We start from the raw sequence: 21542 nt of genomic DNA on the forward strand, positions 1-21542 counted from the left end.
CGGAGATGGCCGGACCCGGCCCCGTCCGTGGCCCCCTGCAGGGTCCCGCCGCGAGCCTGCGAGCGGTGGGGGGCAGGGGGCCTCACTCAGGCGGTGAGCGCGTCGATGGCCTTGTAGACCCGCTGCTCCGACACCGGCCGCGGGGTGCCGACGCTCTGCGCGAACAGGCTCACCCGCAGCTCCTCGAGCATCCAGCGGACCCGGGCGACCGGGTCCTCCGGCGCCCCGGTCGACGGCACCTTGGCCCGCAGCTGCTCGTACTCGGCGGTGACCGCGGCGACCTGCTGCATCCACAGCTCGTCGCGCACGGCGTTGGCCGGCAGCTTCTCGAGCCGGTGCACCATCCCCCTGAGGTAGCGCACCAGGTCCGGCAGCCGGCGCCGTCCGGCCGTGGCGACGAAGCCGCGGTGCAGCAGGCCGCCCATCTGCCGGCGCAGGTCCGCGATCGCCGCCTCGGGCACCCGGCGCCCGGGCGCCGCGCCGATCGCGACGGCGACCTCGCGGGCCTGCACGAGCACCGCCTCGACCCGCCGCACGGTGTCGGCGGTCAGCGGCAGCAGCTGCGCCCGGGCGGTCTGCACCAGGGCGGCGAACCCGGCCTCGTCTCGCGGCGGTCCGCCGGCGGTGGCCAGCAGCTCGTCGGCAGCGGCGTCGACGCAGTCGTCGACCAGGTTCGGTATCTCGCCGTCCGGGTTGAACTGGAGCGCCAGCCGGGTGGCCGGCGACAGCCCCTTCACCACCTGCCGGGTGGGTGAGCCCGCGACGAGCACCACCAGCCGCCGGGCGCCGCGCCAGGTCAGCCGGACGGCCTCGACCTCGGTGGCGACCACGCGGACGCCGACCGTCGTCCCCTCGTCGACCAGGGCCGGGTAGGCGGTGACCACGTGCCCGCCGCGGCGGACCTCGACGGTGCGCGGCAGCTCGCCGAACGACCACGAGGTCAGCCCGGTCCGCTCGACGTCCGCGGCCGCGGTGGCCAGGCTGGCGCGGGCCTGCGGGGCGACCTGGGCCTTGAGCGCCCGCAGGTCCTTGCCGGTGGCCAGCAGCCGGTGCCGGTCGTCGACCACCCGGAAGGTCGCCCGCAGGTGGTCGGGCACCTGGTCGGGCGCCCACGCGTCCGGGGGGACGACGACGGCGGCGGCACGGCGCAGCTCGCGCTCGAGCGCCGGGAGCAGCGGCTCGGTGGGCGCGATGCGCGGCAGCACCTCGCGCACCCGGTCGGGGATCGGCACCAGAGCGCGGCGCAGCTGCTTGGGCAGGGTGCGCAGCAGTGCGGTGACCAGCTCCTCGCGCAGCCCGGGGACGGTGAAGGCGAGCGACTCCCCGGAGGTCCGCTCGGCAACGGTGTCGAGGACGGCCAGCGGGACGTCGACGGTGACGCCGTCGGTCGGGGTGCCCGGCGCGAACGCGTAGGACAGCGGCAGGGTCAGCCCCTGGCTCAGCGGCACCTCGTCGGGGAAGTCCTCGACCCGCACCTGCCCGGCCGCCGCGGCGTTGGTGAGCATCTCGGGGGTGAGGGTGAGCAGGTCCGGCTGCTCGTGCCGGGCCCGCTTCCACCACTTGTCGAAGTGCCGGGTGGAGACGACGTCGGCCGGGATCCGCGCGTCGTAGAGCTCGAACAGCGTCTCGTCGTCCACCCGGATGTCGCGGCGGCGGGCCCGCTCCTCCAGCTCGGCGACCCGCTGCATCGTCTTCTGGTTGTCGTGCCAGAAGCGGTGGTGCGTCGTCCACTCGCCCGCGACCAGGGCGTGCCGGATGAACAGCTCTCGGGAGACGACCGGGTCGATCGAGCCGTACTGCACACGGCGGCCGACGACCAGGGGGATGCCGTAGAGGGTGACCCGTTCGGTGGCGACGACCGAGCCGCGCTTGGCGTCCCAGCGCGGCTCGGAGTACTGCCGCTTCACCAGGTGGTCGGCCAGCCGCTCGACGACCTCGGGATCGATGCGGGCGACGGTGCGGGCGAACAGCCGGCTGGTCTCCACGAGCTCGGCGGCGACCACCCAGCGCGGCGGCTTCCTGGCCAAGGGGGTGCCCGGCGCGATCACGAAGCGGGCGTTGCGGGCGCCGAGGTACTCCCGGCCGCGACCCCGGCTGTTCCTGGTGTCCTCCACCTGCAGGCCGACGTGGGACAGCAGCCCGGAGAGCAGGGCGGCGGAGATCCCGCGCTCGTCGGGCTCGGTCGCGAGCTCGCCGACGCCCATGCCCAGCCGGCGGGCGGTGCTGCGCAGCTGGCCGTAGAGGTCCTGCCACTCGCGGATGCGCAGGTAGTGCAGGAACTCGCGCTTGAGGGTGCGGCGGAACGCACTGCCCGAGAGGTCCTCCTGCTGCTCGGTCACGTAGCGCCACAGGTTGAGCAGGGCGAGGAAGTCGGAGTTCTCGTCGGCGAACCGGGCGTGCATCTCGTCGGCGGCCTGCTGGTGCTCGGTGGGCCGCTCGCGGGGGTCCTGGATGGTCAGCCCGGCGGCGATGACCAGCACCTCCTCCAGGACGCCGCGCCGGTCGGCCTCGACGACCATCCGGGCCATGCGGGGGTCCAGCGGCAGGGCGGCCAGCGCGCGGCCGGTGGGGGTGAGCGCACCGACCCGCCCCTCGGCAGCGCCGTCGAGCGCACCGAGCTCCTCGAGCAGGGCCAGCCCGTCGGCGACCGCCCGGCGGTCCGGCGGGTCGATGAACGGGAAGTCCGCGACGTCCCCCAGGTCCAGGGCGGCCATCTGCAGCAGCACCGAGGCCAGGCTGGTGCGCAGGATCTCCGGGTCGGTGTACTCCGGCCGGCTCTCGAAGTCCTCCTCCGTGTAGAGCCGGATCGCGATGCCCTCGGAGGTGCGCCCGCAGCGGCCGGATCGCTGCCGCGCGGACGCCTGGCTGATCGGCTCGATCGGCAGCCGCTGGACCTTGAGCCGGGAGCTGTACCGGGAGATCCGCGCGGTGCCGGGGTCGACGACGTAGCGGATGCCCGGGACGGTCAGCGAGGTCTCGGCGACGTTGGTGGCCAGCACGATCCGCCGTCCGGTGTGCGGGGCGAACACCCGGTGCTGGTCGGCGGCCGACAGGCGCGAGTAGAGCGGCAGCACCTCGACGGAGGGGAAGCGCTCGGTGAGGACGTCGGCGGTGTCGCGGATCTCCCGCTCGCCGGCGAGGAACACCAGGACGTCGCCCGGGCCCTCGGCGGTCAGCTCGTCGACGGCGTCGGCGATGGCGGTGACCTGGTCGCGGTCCGGGTCGGTGTCCGGGTCGTCGGGGTCGACCACCGGCCGGTAGCGCACCTCGACCGGGTAGGTGCGCCCGCTGACCTCGACGACCGGCACCTCCGCCCCCTCGGCCGAGAAGTGCTTCGCGATCCGGTCGACGTCGATCGTCGCCGAGGTGATGACCAGCTTGAGGTCCGGACGGCGCGGCAGCAGCCGGGCCAGGTAGCCGAGCAGGAAGTCGATGTTGAGGCTGCGCTCGTGCGCCTCGTCGATGATCAGGGTGTCGTACTGGCGCAGCAGCCGGTCCCGGCCGATCTCGGCGAGCAGGACGCCGTCGGTCATGACCTTGACCAGCGTCGCGTCGCCGACCTGGTCGGTGAAGCGCACCTTCCAGCCGACGACCTCACCCAGCGGGGTCTGCAGCTCCTCGGCGATCCGCTCGGCCACGGTGCGCGCCGCGATCCGCCGCGGCTGGGTGTGCCCGATCCGGCCCCGCACGCCACGGCCGAGCTCGAGGGCGATCTTCGGCAGCTGGGTGGTCTTGCCCGAACCGGTCTCGCCCGCCACGACGACCACCTGGTGCTCGCGCAGCGCCGCGGCGATGTCGTCGCGGCGCGCGCTGACCGGCAGCTCGGCGGGGTAGCGCACCGTCGGGACGGCGGCGCGACGGCCGGCGATGCGCTCCTCGGCGGTCGCGACGTCGGCGGCGATCCGCGCCCGCTGCCGGGCCCTCGCCTCGGCGTCCCGGGTCTTGCGGGTGCCGTCGAGGCGGCGGCCCAGCCGGTGCTCGTCCTCGAGGGTCAGGCCGGCCAGCCGCGCGCGCAGGTCGTCGGGCGGGGTGGTCACGACTGTCTCCTCGGGCGGGGTAGGGGTCCGCGCAGCCACAGGCGCGGGCCGGCGCGTTCTCCAGGATCGCACCGCACCCGATCGGGCGGGTGTGGCCCGCGTCGCCTTGCATGCGCCGTACAACTCGTTGCTTGATAGGTACAAGCGCTTGTACCTTGCACGTGTTCCTGTCCCCGCCCTCCCCCCTGGAGCCCCCCGTGCCGTCGTCCCCCGCCGTGCCGGGCCCCGCCTCACCCGGCGACGACCGGCTCGCCGACCTGCGCACGCTCGGCGAGCAGCTGCCGCGCTTCGTCCGGCTGGTGCACGCCCTCAAGGCCGGACAGGCCCAGGAGGGCCGCGCGGCGCTGGTCCTGCTGTTCCCGCTGGAGCGAGTCGGCCCGCTGCGTCAGGGTGCGCTGGCCGAGTTGGTGCACGCCGACCCCTCCACGGTCAGCCGGCACGTGGCCGCCCTGATCGAGCAGGGCCTGGTCCACCGCGTCCCCGACGCGACCGACGGGCGGGCGAGCCGGCTGGTCGTCACCGACGCCGGCCGCGCGGCCCTCGGCCAGTTCCGCGCCGAGCGCGAGGCCCACCTGGCCCGGGTCACGGCCGACTGGCCGGCCGCGGACCTCTCCGCCCTCACCCACCTGCTCGGTCGTCTGCTCGACGGCCTCGCCGCGTCACTGCCCACCGAGCCCGCCGCCGTGCCGGTCGCCGCCCCGTCGAGAGAGAAGTCATGACCCACAGCACCCGCACCAGCGCGGCCGAACGGAGGGACGCCCGGGCGGCGGCCTCCGCGCCCGGCTCGGACGGCGCCTTCACGCACCGGCAGATCCTCACGATCATCGCCGGGCTGATGGTCGCGATGTTCCTCGCGGCCCTCGACCAGACGGTCGTCGCGACCGCGATCCGCACCATCGCCGACGACCTGCAGGGCTACGACCTGCAGGCATGGGCGACGACGGCGTTCCTCATCACGTCGACGATCTCCACCCCGCTCTACGGGAAGCTCTCCGACATCTACGGACGGCGGCCCTTCTACCTGTTCGCCATCGGCATCTTCGTCATCGGCTCGGTGCTCTGCGGCATCGCGGACTCGATGTACCAGCTGGCCGCCTACCGGGCGGTCCAGGGCATCGGTGCCGGCGGCCTGATGTCGCTGGCCCTGGCGATCATCGGTGACATCGTGCCGCCGCGGGAGCGTTCCCGGTACCAGGGCTACTTCATGGCCGTGTTCGGCACCTCCAGCGTGCTCGGCCCGGTCATCGGCGGCTTCCTCGCCGGCCAGACCTCGCTGCTGGGGCTGACCGGCTGGCGCTGGATCTTCTTCATCAACGTGCCCCTCGGCCTGCTCGCCTTCCTCGCCGTCTACCGCGTGCTGCACCTGCCGCACGTGCGGCGCGACCACCGCATCGACTGGCCGGGCGCGCTGGCCCTGGTGACGTTCATCGTGCCGCTGCTGGTCGTCGCCGAGCAGGGCCGGCTGTGGGGCTGGACGTCGGGTCGCGCCCTGACCTGCTACGCCATCGGCGCCGTCGGCTTCGTCCTCTTCGTGCTGGCGGAGCGGGCCTACCGCGACGAGGCGCTGCTGCCGCTGCGCCTGTTCGGCAACCGCAGCTTCACCATCGCCAGCCTCGGCAGCGTGGTGATCGGCGCGGGCATGTTCGGCGGCCTGCTGCTGCTCCCGCAGTACCTGCAGATCGTCCACGGCTCGAGCGCGACCATCGCCGGCCTGCAGATGATCCCCCTGGTCGCCGGGATCATGATCGGCGCGATGAGCTCGGGCATCACGATCTCCAAGACCGGGAAGTACAAGGTCTTCCCGCTGGCCGGCACCACGCTGATGGCCGTCGCCCTGCTGTCGCTGTCCTTCGTCGTCGGCGCCGAGACCTCGATCTGGGCGCTGGTGCCGTTCATGGTCGTGCTCGGCATCGGGCTCGGCTTCAACTTCCAGCCCGCGGTCCTCGCGGTGCAGAACGCCGTGCCTCCGAGCCAGATGGGCGTGGCCACCTCCTCGGTCACGTTCTTCCGGCAGATGGGCGCGACGGTCGGCACCGCGGTCTTCCTGTCGGTGCTGTTCAGCCGCCTCCCGGTGGACATCGAGGAGTCGCTGACCTCGGCCGCGACGACCGACCCGCGGGTGGCCGAGGCGCTGCAGAGCGGCCAGCTGCAGGCCGGTTCCGACCTGTCCGACACCTCGTTCATCCAGGACCTGCCGTCGTTCCTGGCGCTGCCGTTCAAGACCGGCTTCGCCAACTCGATCGACCTGGTCTTCCTCATCGCCGCGTGCGTGTCGGCCGTCGGGTTCTTCGTGTTCCTGTTCCTGCCGCAGCTGGCGCTGTCGAACAAGTCCGGCATCCAGGCCGCCCGGGAGGCGGCGCGGCAGACCGCCGGGCGACCACCGGCCGACGAGCCGGGCGAGCAGGCCACGCAGGCGGTCGGCGCCGCGGCCCCGACGTCCACCGCGCCCCCGGTCGGCCGGCCCGGGGACGCCGTCCCCGACAGCGCCGACGGCGACGGCACCGCGCCCGACGCGGGGGGCAACGGCCACCCCCGACGGCACAGCAGTAGGCACGAGGCGACGCGTCGCGCGCCCACCGGGCTGGCGTCCATCCGCGCTGACCACCCGGAGGACGGCGGGACGGGGTCCGCACGCTCGCGTTGACGGCGGGGTCCGACCCCGCTGGCGACACGACAGCGGCCCCTCCCGCAGGTGCGGGAGGGGCCGCTGTCCTGTCAGAGCCGGCCGGGGACGGCACCTGGCCGCGGTGCCGCCCGGAACGGCGGCAGTGTCACGGCGTGAAGACCGCCCGGACGCAGCCGTCGGTCTTGTCCTTGAACATCTGGTAGCCCCGCGCCGCGTCCTCGAGCGGCATGACGTGGGTGGCCAGGTGCTCGGTGGTCAGCTCACCGCGGGCCATGTGCTCGAGGATCCGCGGCATGTAGCGCTGACCGTGCACCTGGGCGCCGCGCACGGTCAGGCCCTTGTTCATCATCGCGCCGAGCGGGAACTTGTCCACCATCAGCGCGAAGACCCCCAGCACGAAGACGCTGCCGCCCTTGCGGCAGGCCAGGATGGCCTCCCGGACGGCGGAGGGCCGGTCGGTCTGCAGCCGCAGCTGCTGCTTGACCTGGTCGTAGGCGCCCTGGACGCCGGAGCTGTGCGCCTCCATGCCGACCGCCTCGATGCAGACGTCCGGCCCGCGGCCGCCGGTGACCTCGCGCAGCTCGGCCAGGACGTCGGTCCGCGAGTAGTCGATCGTCTCCGCGCCCACGTGCTCGCGGACCTGGGCCAGCCGCTCGGGCAGGCGGTCGATGACGTACACCCGCTCCGCACCCAGCAGCATCGCGGCACGGGCCGCCATCTGGCCGACGCCCCCGGCCCCCCAGACGGCCACGACGTCGCCCGGCCCGGTGCCGGCCAGGTCGGCACCCATCCAGCCGGTGGAGACGGCGTCGGAGGCGAACAGCGCCCGCTCGTCGCTCACTCCCTCGGGGACGACGAAGGCGCCGACGTCGGCGTACGGGACCCGGATGTACTCCGCGTGGCTGCCCGCCCAGCCGCCCATCGCGTGCGAGTAGCCGAAGCAGCCGCCCGGGCTCTGGCCCCACAGCGCCTCGGTGATCCCGGGGTTCGGGTTGCCGTTGTCGCAGAGGCTGTAGAGCTCCTGCTCGCAGTACCAGCATTTGCCGCAGGCGATGAAGGAGTTGACGACGACGCGGTCGCCGACCCTCCGGTCCCGCACGCCCTTGCCGACCTCGACGACCTCGCCCATGAACTCGTGGCCGAGGACGTCGCCGGCCCGCATGAACGGGATGTAGCCGCCGAGCAGGTGCAGGTCCGAGCCACAGGTGGTGGTCCGTCGCACCCGCAGGATGACGTCGTGGTCGTTGAGGATCTGCGGGTCCGGCACGGTCTCCACCGAGACCTCGTTCACCCCGGTCCAGGTCGCCGCCCTCACGATGTCTCCTCGCTCCCGCGGTGGCTCCGCTCCTCGCTCCCGCGGTGGCTCCGCTCCTCGCTCGCAGGGCTCGCTGCGGTGCTCACTCCCCGTCCGCTCGGCCTCCTCCGCCCGCTGCCGGCCGGTGGGGCAGGCACGATCCCAGAGCTGCTCACAGCACACCCTCTCCCCCGGCGCGAGCCGTCGCGCCCTCCAGCGCCGCGCCCTGGGGCGTCGGCTTGCGGACGCCGTGCGGCGCCGGGTCCACGCGGAGCACCTCGCCCACCTCGATGAGCTGCTTGGCCTCCCGCAGCGCGGAGCGCAGGGCACGCAGGTCGTCGTCCGAGGGCCGGTCGCGGTAGCGGGCGGCCAGCTCGGTGCCGCGTTCGCCCGGCGCGGGCGTGATGCGCAGCTCGACGCGGTCGCCGAGCGCGGCCAGCGGCGCGGGGAGGTCCGCACCGGTCCCCACCCGCTCCGGCGAGCGGAGCACGGTGACCGCCCGCCACCGGCGGGCGGCGGTCTCGGGGTCCTCGGTGACCGACGACTGCCCCAGGCCGGGCAACCGCACGTGCTGGAGACGGCCGAGCAGGGCCCCTCCTGCCTCCGTGGCGGCTCCCACCAGGGAGTCGAGGAACCTGGGCACGGCCATGTCGGGTCCTCCCGGCGTCGACGTGTGGAGGACGCGGGCTACCCAGTACGACGACGGCACCAACGTCCGGGACGGGACCGTCCGTCCCTCCGGCGTGTCCTCCGACGCGCGGGCCCGCGGCCCGCCGTCCCCACGACGTCCTACTGTGGCGGCACCGGGCGGACGGAGCCCGGGTCCCTGCCGAACCGCTGCGGAGGCGTCGTGCGCTCGTCGTTGATCCTGTCCCGCCGCGACCTGGACTTCATGCTCCACGAGTGGCTGGACGTCGAGGGCCTGGTGAAGCGCCCGCGCTACGCCGAGCACTCCCGGGAGACCTTCGACGCGGTGCTCGACCTGGCCGAGCAGATCGCCACGGAGCACTTCGCGCCGCACAACCGGAAGGCCGACGAGAACGAGCCCCGGATGGTCGACGGCAAGGCCGTGCTCATCCCCGAGGTGAAGCAGGCGCTCGACGTCTTCGTCGAGGCAGGGCTGATGGCCGGGGAGTTCGACGAGGAGTACGGCGGCATGCAGCTGCCGCACGTCGTCGGCCAGGCGGTCTTCGCCTGGTTCAAGGCGGCCAACGTCGGGACGTCGGCCTACCCGTTCCTCACCATGGGCAACGCCCGCCTGCTGCTCGCGCACGGCAGCCGCGAGCAGATCGACACGTACGTGCGCCCGGAGATCGAGGGCCGCTGGTTCGGCACGATGGCGCTGTCGGAACCGCAGGCGGGCTCCTCGCTGGCCGACATCACCACCCGGGCGGTGCCGCAGGACGACGGCACCTACCGGCTGACCGGCAACAAGATGTGGATCTCCGGCGGCGACCACGAGCTGACCGAGAACATCGTCCACCTGGTGCTGGCCAAGATCCCCGGCGGCCCGCCCGGCGTGAAGGGCATCTCGCTGTTCGTCGTCCCGAAGTTCCTCGTGAACCCGGACGGGTCTCTGGGCGAGCGCAACGACGTCGTCCTGGCCGGCCTGAACCACAAGATGGGCTACCGGGGGACGACGAACACGCTGCTGAACTTCGGCGAGGGCGTGCACACCCCGGGTGGGCGGCCCGGCGCCGTCGGGTACCTCGTGGGCGAGCCGCACCGCGGCCTCACCTACATGTTCCACATGATGAACGAGGCGCGGATCGGCGTCGGCATGGGCGCGACCGTGCTCGGCTACACCGGCTACCTGCACGCCCTCGAGTACGCCCGGACCCGCACCCAGGGCCGCCGCGCCGGCGCCAAGGACCCGAACAGCCCGGGGGTGCCGATCATCGAGCACCCCGACGTGCGCCGGATGCTGCTGGCCGCGAAGTCCTACGCCGAGGGCGGCCTCGCGCTGGGCCTCTACTGCGCCCGGCTGGTCGACGAGGAGCAGACCGCCGAGACCGAGGAGGAGCGCGCCCGCGCCCACCTGCTGCTCGACACCCTGACGCCGATCGCCAAGGCCTGGCCCTCGCAGTGGGGTCCGGTCGCCGACGACCTGGCCATCCAGGTGCACGGCGGCTACGGCTACACGCGCGACTACCCGGTCGAGCAGTTCTACCGGGACAACCGGCTCAACCCCATCCACGAGGGCACCAACGGCATCCAGGCGCTGGACCTCCTCGGCCGCAAGGTGGTCGCGCAGGGCGGGGCCGGGCTGCGGCTGCTCGGGGAGACGATCGCCGCGACGACGGCCCGCGCCGCGGGCACGCAGTGGGCCGGCTTCGCCGCAGACCTCGACGCAGCCGTGGCCCGGATGGGCGCGGTGACCGCCACGCTGTGGGGCGCCGGCGACCCGGACCTGGCACTGGCCAACGCCAGCGTCTACCTGGAGGCCGCCGGCCACCTCGTCGTCGGCTGGCTGTGGCTGGAGCAGGCGCTGGCCTGCGAGGGGTCCACCGACGCCTTCCACGAGGGCAAGCGTGCGGCGGCCCGCTACTTCTGGCGCTGGGAGCTGCCGCGCACCCGCGCCCAGTTCGACCTGCTGGAGTCACTGGACCGCACGGTGCTCGACACCGACGAGGCCTGGCTCTAGTCCGGCCGGGACACACCGCGCCCCGCGGCTCCGAGGAGGAGGCGCGGGGCGCTGGTGAGGTGCTGGAACGGCCACCCTCCAGGGGCCCACCGGCCCCGTCCCGGGTCCCGCCCTGAGCCGGCGAAGGGTGGGGAGGACGGGGTCCTCCCACGAGGCGGGGGGGCAGGAGGGCCCTCGATCAGGCGGCGCGGGCTCCCACCGGTTCGCCGGACGCGGTCCGGGTGGTCGCCGGGCGTGCGGGGACGGCCTGCGCGGCGCGCTGCTCGCGCTCGTACCGCGCGGTCGAGGAGGTGCCCAACCCGATCACCAGCGCGGTCAGGACCAGGAACCCGAGGAGGGTCACGGCCGGCCACAGCACCATGAGTCAAAACCCCTTTGTGCACAGAAGTCGCCGCCCGGGCCGGAGGCCCCGCGGCACGTCGTCGTCGACCCGGCTCTACCCCGCCCGACCGCGGTTCCAATCCTCTGATCAGGTGGTCCACCCCGTGGTGTGTGACCAACCCCACGGGACCGGGGCAGGTGCGCCCGCTGGTGCGGGGCGTGGTCTGATCGCCGGGTGTCCCGCGGCGCCCACGACGAACAGCGCTCGCCGCGGCCGGGGCTGCTGGTCGCCGTCCTCGCACTCGGGACGACGGCGCTGTCGCTCATGCAGAGCCTCGTCGTCCCGCTGCTGCCGACCATCGGCACGCAGCTCGGCGTCTCGGTCAACGCCGCCGGCTGGGTCCTGACGGCGAACCTGCTCGCCGCCGCCGTCGCCACGCCGGTGCTGGGCCGCCTCGGCGACACCTGGGGCGAGCGCCCGGTGGCGCTCGGCGTCCTCGTCGCCATGTCGGCCGGCACGCTGCTGGCCCTGGTGACCACCTCGCTGCCGCTGCTGCTGGTGGCGCGGGTGCTGCAGGGCGCGTCCTACGGCCTGTTCCCCCTGGCGATCAGCGTGCTGCGCCGGGAGCTGCCCGCCGCCCGGCGGGACGTCGCGATGTCGGTGGTCAGCAGCACGCTCGCGGTGGGCGGCGTCGTCGGCCTGGTGGCCGCCGGCGTCCTGACCCGGGACGGCGGCGACTACCACCGCCCCTTCTGGATCGGGCTGGTCGTCTGCCTGGTCACCCTGGTGCTGACGGCGGTCGTCCTCCCCCGCCGCCCGCCCACCGGGTCCGGCCGGGTCGACTGGGCCGGCGCCGCCGTGCTGGGCGTGGGGCTGGTGCTCCTGCTGCTGCCGGTCTCGCAGGGCAACGCGTGGGGGTGGGCGTCGCCGGGGACGCTGGGCTGCCTGGCCGGGGCGGCGCTCGTGCTACCCGGCTGGGTGCTGCTGCAGCGGCGGCGGACCCAGCCGCTGGTCCGTCCGGGCCTGCTGGCCGACCCGCGGATCGTCGTCCCCAACGTCGCCGGCCTGCTGACCGGCGTGGGGTTGTTCGCCTCCTTCCTCGTCGTCCTGCAGTACGTGCAGACGCCGCCCGAGGTCGCCGGGTACGGCTTCGGCGCCTCGGTGCTCGAGGCCGCGGTGGTCTACCTGCTGCCCGGTGGGGTGGCCGGCATCCTGCTGGGGCCGGTCGCCGGGCGGATCGTGGCCCGGGTCGGCGCGCTGACCACGCTGCGCGCGGGCGCGGTGTGCGGGCTGGCCGGTTTCCTGCTCTTCGCGGTGCTGCGCGACACCCCGGCGCAGGTGGTCGCCGCCGGGCTGCTCACCCAGCTGTGGGTCACCGTGGCCTACGCGGCGCTGCCCGCGCTCGTGGTGGCCGCCGTCCGGCCCGAGGAGACCGGTGTCGCCAACGCGGTGAACTCGATCGCACGGTCGGTCGGGCAGGCGGTGGGCAGCACGGTGACCGTCGCGGTCCTCGCCGCCGGCACGGGAGCCGCGACCGGGTTCCCCACGGCGGGGTCCTTCACCGCGGTCGCCCTCGTGGGGGCGGGCAGCGCGGCCGCCGTCGCCGCCGTGACGCTGGCCGGCCGGGGACGTCGGGGCGCGGCCGAGGGGACCGGGACGGTCGCGGTGCCCGGCGCCCGCTGAGGTCACGGAGCGGTCGCGACACACCGGTGGCGGGCATGGACCACGATCATCCGGGGAACTCCGATCCGGATCGCTCCACTTCCGACGGAGGACTGACGATGGCCCGCTCCACCGGTCCGCGTGGCAGCAACGCCGCCGCGAACGAGACCCGCTTCACCGGCAACACCGCCGGTGACCCCGCCCCGGACGACCCCAAGGTCAACGACACCCGGCTCGACAGCGCCCCCCAGGGCACGGACGAGAAGCCCACGGTCGGCGGCACGCTGAAGCGGACGCTGAAGGAGTTCAGCGAGGACAACCTCACCGACTGGGCGGCCGCGCTCACCTACTACGGCACCCTGGCGCTGTTCCCGGCGCTGATCGCGCTGCTGTCCATCGTCGGCCTGCTGACCAACCCGCAGGACCTCACCACCGCGCTGACCGCGGTCGTGCCCGGGCAGGCGGCCAGCACCCTGACCCCGGTGGTCGAGCAGCTCGCCGGCAACACCGCGCCGGTGGGCTTCGGTCTGATCCTCGGCCTCGCCGCCGCGATCTGGTCGGCGTCGGGCTACGTCGGGGCCTTCACCCGCGCGGCCAACGTGGTCTACGAGACCCCCGAGGGCCGCAAGGTCTGGAAGCTCAAGCCGCTGCAGCTGCTGGTCACGCTCATCGGCGTGCTGTTCGCCGCGCTGATCGTGGCCATGCTGGTGCTCAGCGGCCCGGTGGTCGACGCCGTCGCCGGGGCCATCGGTCTGCCCGCCGCGGTGGTGACCGTGTGGAGCTGGGCCAAGTGGCCGGTCGTCGTCGTGCTGGTCGCGCTGATGATCGCCGTCCTCTACTACTCGACCCCCAACGTGAAGCTGCGCGGTTTCCGCTTCACCAGCCCCGGAGCCGCTGTGGCGCTGCTGGTGTGGGCCGTCGCGTCGGCGCTGTTCGCCTTCTACGTGGCGAACTTCAGCAACTACAACGCCACCTACGGCGCGCTGGCCGGCGTGATCGTCTTCCTGGTCTGGTTCTGGCTGACCAACGTGGCGCTGCTCTTCGGCATCGAGCTCGACGCCGAGATCGAGCGCACCAAGGAGCTCAAGGAGGGCGTGCCGCTGGCGGAGAAGGAGATCCAGCTGGACGCCCGCGCCGAGCCGAAGGACCGGAACACGCACTGAAGGACCCTCCTGCCCCCACCGCTCGCGAGCTCGCGGCGGGATCCTGCAGGAGGCCGTTCCAGCACGTCACCAAACGGCGGCCCCCCTCCGATCAGGAGGGGGGCCGCCGTCGTGTGCCGATCAGCGCGAGGTCGGCGGTCGGTCGCCGCGGCGGGCCGGTGGGGTCCGCTCGACCAGGGCGGCGAGCCCGGCCAGACCCCGGCTGACCACCTCGCCGACGGGGGCCAGCGCCGCGGGAGCGCGGCGCACGACAGCGTCGACGACGTCGCGGCTGCGGTCGAGCACCGACAGCGGCAGCGCCGAGACCGCGTTGCCCGGCGGACGGCGGGACACCGTCGGGTGCGGCCGGGTGGGCGAGATGCGGCGGACCAGCTCCCAGCGGCGGCCCAGCGCCCTCAGCTGGTGCGGATCGAGCCGCTCCTGCAGCCGCGGGAAGAGCACGTCCTCCTCGTCGCGGACGTCCTCGCGCAGCACCTCCACGAGCCGGGACAGCCGCTGCGCGCGCCGCGGGTCGTCGTGCCCGAGCGTCTCGAGCTCGGTGACCAGCTCGTTGACCTCCTGGTGCTCCTCCTCGATGCGCAGGGTCAGCTCCTCACCGTCGGGCAGCACCCGGCGGATCGCCGGCCAGAGCACGCTCTCCTCCGCGAAGGCGTGGCTGAACACCAGCCGGTCGATGCGGGTGAGGACCTCCTCCTGCTCGCGGCCGGTCGTGCCGTCCAGCTCGTGCAGGAGCCGGTCCAGCTGGACGTGGTCACGGCGCTGGCGGACCAGGACGCTGCCCGGCCCCCCGAGCTCCTCGTCCGACTGGTCGGCGATGGAACGGCTCACGGTGTGTACCTCCTGAAGGTGACGCTTCGCCGCTGTCCTGCCCGCTGGAGGCCACCGGCATGCGCCCGGCCGGACTCAGCCGACGGGGAGGGGCGGGCACAGCAGCGCACCGGCCTCGTCGGCGGGCAGCGGCCGGTACAGCAGGTACCCCTGCACCAGGTCGCAACCGTCGGCGCGCAGGCGCGCCAGCTGCTCGGGCTCCTCCACGCCCTCGGCGACGACGGTCAGCCCGAAGGTGTGCGCCGCGCGGACCATGAGCGCGACGAGCTCGGCGTGCCCCGGCTCGGTCGAGGCGACGAAGCTGCGGTCGATCTTGAGCGTGTCGACCGGCATGGTCCGCAGCTGGCCGATGGAGGTGTATCCGGTGCCGAAGTCGTCGAGGGCGACGGTGACGCCCACGTCGCGCAGCTCCGCCAGGTGCGCGATCGCCACGGGGTCGTCGACCAGCACCGTCTCGGTGACCTCGAGGACCAGCAGCCGGGCTGGCAGTCCCGACGCGGCCAGCGCGTCGGTGACGTCGCGGACCACCCGACGGTCGGTCAGGTGCCGGCCGGAGATGTTGACCGCGACGGTCGGCTCCGGCTCACCCGGCGCCTGGGGCTCGGCGGCCCGCCAGGCGGCCAGCTGCCGGGTCGCCTCGTGCAGCACCCAGCGGTCGAGGTCGCAGACCAGGGAGCTGCCCTCGGCCACCGGGACGAAGACGTCGGGCGGCACCAGGCCGTGGCCGGGGCGGTTCCACCGGACCAGGGCCTCGTGGCCGACCACCCGGTCGCGGGCGGGGTCGACGACCGGCTGGTAGCGCAGCTCCAGCTCGCCGCGGGCGATGCCGGTGGCCAGCGCGTCCTCCAGCGCCGCCCGCTCGGCGAGCTGCCGGCGCAGCGTCTCGTCGAACACCTCGGTGCGCCCGCGACCCCGGCGCTTGGCCCGGTAGGCCGCGGTGTCGGCCTCCACCAGCAGCACGTCGGCGTCGGTGCCGCCGTCCCGGCCGACCGCGATCCCGACGCTGGCGCCCACGCGGACCAGCTTCTCGCCCACGGTGACCGGCCGGCTGACCGCCTCGATCAGCCGGTCGCCGAGGTCCTGCAGGTCGCGCTCGTCGTGCACCCGCTCGACCAGGACGACGAACTCGTCCCCGCCCAGCCGGCACACCACGTCCCCGGACCGGACGGTGGTCTCCATCCGCCGCGCCACCTCGACGAGCACCTGGTCGCCGCAGTCGTGCCCGTGGTTGTCGTTGACCGCCTTGAACCCGTCGAGGTCGACGAAGAGCAGGCCGGTCACGTCGCCGGCGCGGCGGGCACGGTGCAGCGCGGCGGTGGTCAGGGTGCGCGCCTGGGCGCGGTTGGGCAGCTCGGTGAGCGGGTCGTGCGTGGCCTGGTGGGCGAGGGCGTGCTGCAGCTCCTGGCGGGCCCGCACCGCGGCGACCATCTCGCGCACCGAGGCGTGCACCACCTCGCCCAGCGGGCCGGGCAGCGGCTGGTCGAGCAGGCTGTTGGTCAGGTCACCGCGGGCGACGGCCTGCGCCTGGTCCTGGATGCGGCGCAGCCCGGCGACCGCCGAGTCCAGCGCCGTCGAGACGGTGCGCACCTCCCGGGGGCCGGCCGCCTCCACCTCCACCAGCGAGCCCTCGCTGATCCGGGTGGCCTGGGCGGCGAGCAGACCCAGCGAGCGGGAGACGCTCCGGCCCAGCAGCAGCGCACCGAGCACCGACGCCAGCAGCAGGCCGAGGCCCTGCTGCAGCGTGGTGGTGAGGCGTTCGTGGGCGCGGTCGCGGTCGGCGGCGGCCAGGCCCAGTGCCGACTCCACGGCCTGGTCGATGAGCCCGTTGAGGAGCTCGTCTCGCGCGTTGACCTGCAGCAGGAGGGGCACCAGCTCGCTGACGGCGACCGGCGCGGCGGCGACCGCGGGGCCCTCGGCCAGGGCCGCGTCGACCGCCACGTTGACCGGGGCGGTGCGGACCTCCTGCCAGGCCGCGCGCAGCGAGGCCTGGGACAGGTCGGCCATCGCCCGCTGCGCGTCGGCGTAGGCCAGCCGGGCGTTCTGCCCGGCCAGCCGCGACCCCGCGCTGAGCTCGCCGGCCTGCATCCGGGAGGCGAAGAACAACGGCACCTGACGGGTCGCGGACTGCGCCACCTCGGCGACGAGCTCGACGTCACGCGCGGCGCGCAGCGTGGCGGCCGGGACGTCCTCGGAGCCGGCCCTGGCGGCGGCCCGCCGCTGGGCGTTCATGAGCGTGTTGGAGACGTCGACGTAGGCGAAGTAGACGTCGGCGACGACGATGCCGCCCGCCGCGACCTGCGCGCGCAGGTGGGCCACCCGCTCGGCGGCCTGCCGCACCTCGACCGCCCCCTGGGCCCCCGGCGGCACCGCTGCCAGCGCCCGGTCGGTCACCTCGCGGGCGTCCTGGGCGTCGGCCTCGATGAGGCCGCGCTGCGCGTCGACCGCGGCCGCCGGCAACCCCAGGGCGGCGGCGACGGCCGGGTCCTGCACCACGGCGGTGGCCAGCACCGGGACGATCTCGTGCTCCACGGCACTGCGGGCGGCGTCGAGCACGGCCACCGCGCGGACGGCCTGCTCGGCTCGCTCGGCGCTGCCGGCCTCGGCGGAACGGGCCCGCGCGATGACGGCGGTCAGGACGACGACGCCGACCACGGGGACGAGCACCAGCGCCGTGAGGTAGACCCACAGCGGCACGCCACGCTGGTGCGGGCGGCTCTGCCCGCGGTTCCCGATGCGCATGGGGAGGACATCGTCAGTCCGCCGCCGTCCCTGAACCCGCTCCCCCCGAGGGGTGACCGCCGCCGACGGTCCGAGCGACGTGGACCCCGGGAGCGGCGGCTCAGGTCGAGCCGGGGCGCTGCGACTGGCGGAGCACGCGCTGCAGGCGCTCGAGCAGGTTCTCCAGCGAGTCCTCGAACTCCGCGGCGGACTCGTCCTCTGACAGCAGCGGCGCCAGCCGGCGCACCAGCGGGTACTCGGCCAGCGACCGCTCCCCGGCGTCCGGGGCGCCCTCCGGTTCGTCCAGCGGGGTGATCGGCACCCCGCGCTGCGAGACCTCGAGCAGCAGGTGGCCGAGCAGGAAGCTGGTGTACGCCCGGTAGGCGGCGACCGCGGCCCCGTCGCTGAAGCCGTGGCCGGTCAGTGCGGCGAGGAACGACTCCAGCCAGCGCAGGCTGCGCAGCGGCGGTCGCACCCACGGCGCGGCCGGTGGCCGGGTCGCGATCAGCGGGAAGACGGCCGGGTGGGCGAGGGCGATCCGCCGGACCCCGTGCGCCAGCCGCTGCAGGTAGTCCTGCCAGCCGTGCTGCGGCGCCAGGTACACCTCCGGGTCGCCGTACAGATCGTCGACGACCAGCTCCACCACGCCGTCGAGCAGGTCCTCCCGGCCGGTGACGTGCCGGTACAGCGCCATCCCCTCGACGCCCAGGTGGGCACCCATGCGGCGCATGGTCAGCGCCTCGAGCCCGTGCTCGTCGATGAACTCCAGGGCCGCCGCGAGCACCCGTCGCCGGTCGAGCGGCGTCCGGACCGCCCCGGGCGGGGACGCGCGGAGCGAGCGTGTGTGCGGCTGCCGTTCCCCGGGCACAGCACCGAGAGGTCCAGCGTCGTCGGCCACGCCCGCCTCCCGTCGTTCGGCTGCCCCCGTTGTACGCCGACCCGACCCTGCCACGGGGAGCTGGCTTCCCGATCTCCACTGCACGTCGGTGTTTACGGCGTAAGCACCCGGGCACAGTAACCCCAGCGCCTGCACGACGGTGCGCCAACGGACGGAGCTGCGGACCGCAGCCCTCCCCCCGACACTGGACAGGAGCAGCATGATCACCGAGACGCAGATCCAGCAGGTCATCGGCACCACCGCCGTCGACGCCGACGGCGACAAGATCGGCAAGGTCAGCGAGGTCTACCTCGACGACGAGACCGGTCGCCCCGAGTGGGCGACCGTGCACACCGGTCTGTTCGGCACCAAGGAGACCTTCGTGCCGCTGGCCCAGGCCGACCTCTCCGGTGGCACACTGCGCTTCCCCTACGACAAGGCGAAGGTGAAGGACGCTCCGAAGATCGACACCGACGGGCACCTGTCGCCGCAGGAGGAGCAGGAGCTCTACCGGTACTACGGCCTGGGCTCGGGCACGACCGCCGAGACCACGACGCAGACCACCACGCAGACCACCACGGGGACCGCCGGCCTGGCCGGCACCGGTGGTACGGCGGGCACCGCTGGTACGGCGGGCACCGCCGGCCTGGCCGACCGTGACCGGGACGGGATCCGCGACGACGCGCAGCGCGGCGCCGTGGGCCACGACACCTCCGGGCCCACCACCGACAACGCGATGACCCGCTCCGAGGAGCGGATCAACGTGGGCACCCGCAGCGAGGAGGTCGGCCGGGCGCGGCTGCGCAAGTACGTGGTCACTGAGAACGTGACCGAGACCGTGCCGGTGTCGCGCGAGGAGGTCCGGGTCGAGCGCGAGCCGATCACCGACGCCAACATCGGCAACGCCCTCGACGGGCCGGCGATCTCCGAGGAGGAGCACGAGGTCACGCTCCACGCCGAGCGCCCCGTGGTGGAGAAGGAGGCCGTGCCGGTCGAGCGGGTCCGCCTGGACAAGGACACCGTCACCGAGCAGGAGCGGGTGTCGGCCGACGTCCGCAAGGAGCAGATCGAGGTCGACGGCGTCCAGGACACCGACCGCCGCATCTGACCCGTCCACGACGAGGCCCCGCCGGCGCGATGCGCCGGCGGGGCCTCGTCATGTGCGTGGGGGGGTCAGCTCCCCGTCGGGGTGACGCCGAACATGAGCACGCGGCGCTCGATGTCGTAGTGCACCGTCGCGGTGTTGGCCAGCAGGTCCTGCAGGTTGTCCGCGTCGTCGGGGTCGAGGGTGAGTACCTCCTCCCACGCCCCCTGGTCCAGCACGAGCTGCAGCGTGTAGGTGCCCGGCTGCCCGGGCTCCCCCGCGATCCAGCTGAACTGGTAGTGGCTGAGCTGGCGGACCTTGACGCTGTTGTCGGTGACCGGCTGCGGTACCTCGGGCACGGCATCTCCCTCCGTCGGGGTCGCGCGGTGCTGCGCGACCGCTCGGCCGCCGGTACCCGCCACCGGCGGCCGACACCCGTCGCCCGGCGTGTCCCGTCGGCACGAGACCGCGTCCCCCTGCGCCGTCACCGCCCTGGCCTGCCTGGTGGGCGGCTCACCCGTCGTGGTGACCCCGGCCACGCCGGGACTGCGTCGTGCGCGACCTGCTGCCGATGCACGGGCCGTGTCCGTGTCCCTGCCCGAGCGCTTCGACGTCGCGACATCCGAGTGGGACGCCCGGCTGGCGGCGGTCTTCGCCGACCCCTCGCTGCTGCGCCTGGTGTACCAGCCGATCGTCGACCTGCAGCGGGGCACGATCGCGGGCTACGAGACGCTGGCCCGCTTCACGACGCCGGACGGCCGGCCCAGCGAGGCGACGCCGGACCGGTGGTTCGCCGCCGCGGACGCCGTCGGGCGCGGGGCCGAGCTGGAGTCGATGGTCGTCCGCGAGGCCCTCGCCGTGCTGCCGACGCTGCCGGCGGACTGCTTCCTGACCGTCAACGTCAGCCCGCACCTGCTCACCCAGCGCGAGCTGGCCGAGCCGCTGCTGGCCGTCGACGACCTGGCGCCGCTGATGCTGGAGCTCACCGAGCACCAGGCGGTCGGTGACCTGCGGCCGCTGATCGACCTCCGGGACCGGCTGCGGGCCAAGGGGGCGCTGCTCGCCCTGGACGACGCCGGGTCGGGCTACTCGGGACTGCAGCAGATCACCCAGTTCCGGCCGCAGCTGATCAAGCTGGACCGGGCGCTGGTCACGGGCGTGGACGGCGACGAGGTCAAGCTGGCCCTCGTCGAGATGCTGGGCGAGTTCGGCGGGCGGATCGACGCCTGGCTGCTCGCCGAGGGCATCGAGACGTGGGGAGAACTGCAGGCGTTCCTGCGGCTGCGTGTACCGCTCGGCCAGGGCTGGCTGCTGGGCCGGCCGGGCCCGCCGTGGGTCCGGCTGGACCCAGAGGTGCGCGACCGGCTGCGGCGCCAGGCCGCGCAGGCAGTGCTCACCGAGCACGTGGCCGGGCTGGCCGAGCCGGTGCTGATCGTCGAGGACGGCGCCGCGCCGGACGGGGCGGTCGGCGTCGAGGTCGACGAGTACGGGCACGCCCGGTACCTGCTGCTGCCCAACCGCCGCAGCGGCGACCCGCCCGGCCACCGCCGCGCGCCGGTGAGCTTGCGCGTCCCGGCGTCCGCGGGCCTCAGCGAGGTCGCCCAGCGGGTGGCCTCGCGTCCCGAGGAGACCCGCTTCGATCCCGTCGTGTGCGTGGACGCGCGCGGCGCGGCCCTCGGCATCGTCCGCGTGGAACGGCTGCTGGTGCAGCTGGCCGCGGCGCACGCCGGCTGACCGACCCCCGCCGTCCGCCGGACGGCGGTCTCCCCCACCCCCGGAGGTACCCCGTGAAGCAGTTCGCCTGTGGCGACGTCGTCCCCTCGTGCGGCCGGACGTTCACCGCGCCCACCGACGACGACATCCTCGCCGCCGTCGCCGGCCACGCCCGTGACGACCACGGCCTCACCGACATCCCGGCGAGCCTGGTCGACCAGGTCCGCGCGGCCATCCGCACCAGCTGAGCCGCGCCGCGGCCCCGCCGAGGCCCCGACCCGTTCCCCGGGTCGGGGCCTCGCTGCGTCCGTCGCATCCGCGCCCGGAGCCGCGGGGTGGAGCCGTCCGGGTCGGTGGTACGGGGTGGTTCGGTGACCGCGGTCAGGCCGGTGGCGGTGGGCCGTCGGGCGCCGTGGCGTGGGTCCGCTCCGGTGCCTGGTGCTCGCCGCGGTGGTCGGGCGTGCGGGAGCCGGCGGGGCCGGCCGCGGCGGTGGAGCCCTCCGGCCGGGCGCGGACGTGGTCGGGTGCGCGTCGGCGGGGATGCGGCGGCACCCGGGGAAGCGGCAGCCCGGTC

The 21542-nt window shown here is 74.4% G+C and carries 16 protein-coding genes; 8 read left to right on the forward strand and 8 right to left on the reverse strand.

Features of this window, described 5'->3' with window-relative positions:
- Nucleotides 1-86: 86 nt before the first annotated feature.
- A complete protein-coding gene (gene hrpA / locus ACWIX3_RS01955) occupies nt 87-4037 on the reverse strand; it encodes an ATP-dependent RNA helicase HrpA (RefSeq protein ID WP_448610402.1) in 3951 nt (1316 codons plus the stop codon).
- A gap of 197 nt (nt 4038-4234) precedes the next feature.
- On the opposite strand from hrpA, the gene ACWIX3_RS01960 reads away from it, so the two are divergent.
- On the forward strand, nt 4235-4756 hold the full coding sequence (locus ACWIX3_RS01960; RefSeq protein ID WP_448610403.1) for a MarR family winged helix-turn-helix transcriptional regulator: 522 nt from the start codon (nt 4235-4237) through the stop codon (nt 4754-4756).
- Nucleotides 4753-6681 carry a DHA2 family efflux MFS transporter permease subunit gene (locus ACWIX3_RS01965; protein WP_448610404.1) on the forward strand — a complete coding sequence of 643 codons (1929 nt, stop codon included), beginning with the start codon at nt 4753-4755 and terminating at the stop codon, nt 6679-6681. The genes ACWIX3_RS01960 and ACWIX3_RS01965 overlap by 4 nt, the downstream gene beginning before the upstream one ends.
- A gap of 127 nt (nt 6682-6808) precedes the next feature.
- Here ACWIX3_RS01965 and ACWIX3_RS01970 read toward each other — a convergent pair whose 3' ends face one another.
- The gene (locus ACWIX3_RS01970) at nt 6809-7978 is read right to left on the reverse strand and encodes a zinc-dependent alcohol dehydrogenase (RefSeq protein WP_448610405.1); all 1170 of its coding nucleotides are present in this window, start codon (nt 7976-7978) and stop codon (nt 6809-6811) included.
- A gap of 151 nt (nt 7979-8129) precedes the next feature.
- A complete protein-coding gene (locus ACWIX3_RS01975; protein ID WP_448610406.1) occupies nt 8130-8606 on the reverse strand; it encodes a hypothetical protein in 477 nt (158 codons plus the stop codon).
- Between the two features lie 201 nt (nt 8607-8807).
- Between ACWIX3_RS01975 and ACWIX3_RS01980 the strand changes: the two genes are divergently transcribed.
- Nucleotides 8808-10601 (forward strand): acyl-CoA dehydrogenase, encoded by a 1794-nt coding sequence (locus tag ACWIX3_RS01980; RefSeq protein WP_448610407.1) that lies wholly within the window; start codon nt 8808-8810, stop codon nt 10599-10601.
- Nucleotides 10602-10779: 178 nt separating this feature from the next.
- Here ACWIX3_RS01980 and ACWIX3_RS01985 read toward each other — a convergent pair whose 3' ends face one another.
- Complete coding sequence (locus tag ACWIX3_RS01985; protein ID WP_448610408.1) at nt 10780-10944, reverse strand: hypothetical protein; 165 nt, start codon at nt 10942-10944, stop codon at nt 10780-10782.
- Nucleotides 10945-11157: 213 nt separating this feature from the next.
- Between ACWIX3_RS01985 and ACWIX3_RS01990 the strand changes: the two genes are divergently transcribed.
- Together ACWIX3_RS01990 and ACWIX3_RS01995 are read left to right on the forward strand one after the other, a co-directional pair.
- Nucleotides 11158-12606 carry an MFS transporter gene (locus tag ACWIX3_RS01990; RefSeq protein ID WP_448610409.1) on the forward strand — a complete coding sequence of 483 codons (1449 nt, stop codon included), beginning with the start codon at nt 11158-11160 and terminating at the stop codon, nt 12604-12606.
- 98 nt (nt 12607-12704) lie between these two features.
- On the forward strand, nt 12705-13748 hold the full coding sequence (locus ACWIX3_RS01995; protein WP_448610410.1) for a YihY/virulence factor BrkB family protein: 1044 nt from the start codon (nt 12705-12707) through the stop codon (nt 13746-13748).
- A 120-nt stretch (nt 13749-13868) separates the two neighbouring features.
- On the opposite strand, the gene ACWIX3_RS02000 is transcribed toward ACWIX3_RS01995, so the two are convergent.
- The 3 genes from ACWIX3_RS02000 to ACWIX3_RS02010 form a co-directional block, all read right to left on the reverse strand.
- Nucleotides 13869-14576 (reverse strand): hemerythrin domain-containing protein, encoded by a 708-nt coding sequence (locus ACWIX3_RS02000; protein ID WP_448610411.1) that lies wholly within the window; start codon nt 14574-14576, stop codon nt 13869-13871.
- A 75-nt stretch (nt 14577-14651) separates the two neighbouring features.
- The gene (locus ACWIX3_RS02005; protein WP_448610412.1) at nt 14652-17315 is read right to left on the reverse strand and encodes a putative bifunctional diguanylate cyclase/phosphodiesterase; all 2664 of its coding nucleotides are present in this window, start codon (nt 17313-17315) and stop codon (nt 14652-14654) included.
- A 100-nt stretch (nt 17316-17415) separates the two neighbouring features.
- Nucleotides 17416-18078: a TetR/AcrR family transcriptional regulator C-terminal domain-containing protein gene (locus ACWIX3_RS02010; protein ID WP_448610413.1), complete on the reverse strand. Its 663-nt coding sequence runs from the start codon at nt 18076-18078 to the stop codon at nt 17416-17418.
- 313 nt (nt 18079-18391) lie between these two features.
- On the opposite strand from ACWIX3_RS02010, the gene ACWIX3_RS02015 reads away from it, so the two are divergent.
- Nucleotides 18392-19279, forward strand: a complete 888-nt coding sequence (locus ACWIX3_RS02015) for a DUF2382 domain-containing protein (RefSeq protein WP_448610414.1) — start codon at nt 18392-18394, stop codon at nt 19277-19279.
- A gap of 65 nt (nt 19280-19344) precedes the next feature.
- Here ACWIX3_RS02015 and ACWIX3_RS02020 read toward each other — a convergent pair whose 3' ends face one another.
- Entirely contained in the window at nt 19345-19614 is a 270-nt protein-coding gene (locus ACWIX3_RS02020; RefSeq protein WP_448610415.1) for a hypothetical protein, read from the reverse strand.
- Between the two features lie 223 nt (nt 19615-19837).
- Here ACWIX3_RS02020 and ACWIX3_RS02025 point away from each other — a divergent pair, with 223 nt between their 5' ends.
- Both ACWIX3_RS02025 and ACWIX3_RS02030 read left to right on the forward strand, forming a co-directional pair.
- Complete coding sequence (locus ACWIX3_RS02025; protein WP_448610416.1) at nt 19838-20989, forward strand: EAL domain-containing protein; 1152 nt, start codon at nt 19838-19840, stop codon at nt 20987-20989.
- A 53-nt stretch (nt 20990-21042) separates the two neighbouring features.
- Nucleotides 21043-21216: a DUF1059 domain-containing protein gene (locus tag ACWIX3_RS02030; RefSeq protein WP_448610417.1), complete on the forward strand. Its 174-nt coding sequence runs from the start codon at nt 21043-21045 to the stop codon at nt 21214-21216.
- The last annotated feature ends 326 nt before the right edge of the window (nt 21217-21542 follow it).

It is taken from the genome of Geodermatophilus sp. URMC 60 (genome assembly GCF_053502585.1).

What these genes read in the sequence shown, in the direction of transcription:
- ACWIX3_RS01995 (WP_448610410.1), top strand. Translation starts at nt 12,705, where the DNA reads ATGGCCCGCTCCACCGGTCCGCGTGGCAGCAACGCCGCCGCGAACGAG.
- ACWIX3_RS01965 (WP_448610404.1), top strand. Translation starts at nt 4,753, where the DNA reads ATGACCCACAGCACCCGCACCAGCGCGGCCGAACGGAGGGACGCCCGG.
- ACWIX3_RS02005 (WP_448610412.1), bottom strand. Translation starts at nt 17,315, where the DNA reads ATGCGCATCGGGAACCGCGGGCAGAGCCGCCCGCACCAGCGTGGCGTG.
- ACWIX3_RS01975 (WP_448610406.1), bottom strand. Translation starts at nt 8,606, where the DNA reads ATGGCCGTGCCCAGGTTCCTCGACTCCCTGGTGGGAGCCGCCACGGAG.
- ACWIX3_RS02015 (WP_448610414.1), top strand. Translation starts at nt 18,392, where the DNA reads ATGATCACCGAGACGCAGATCCAGCAGGTCATCGGCACCACCGCCGTC.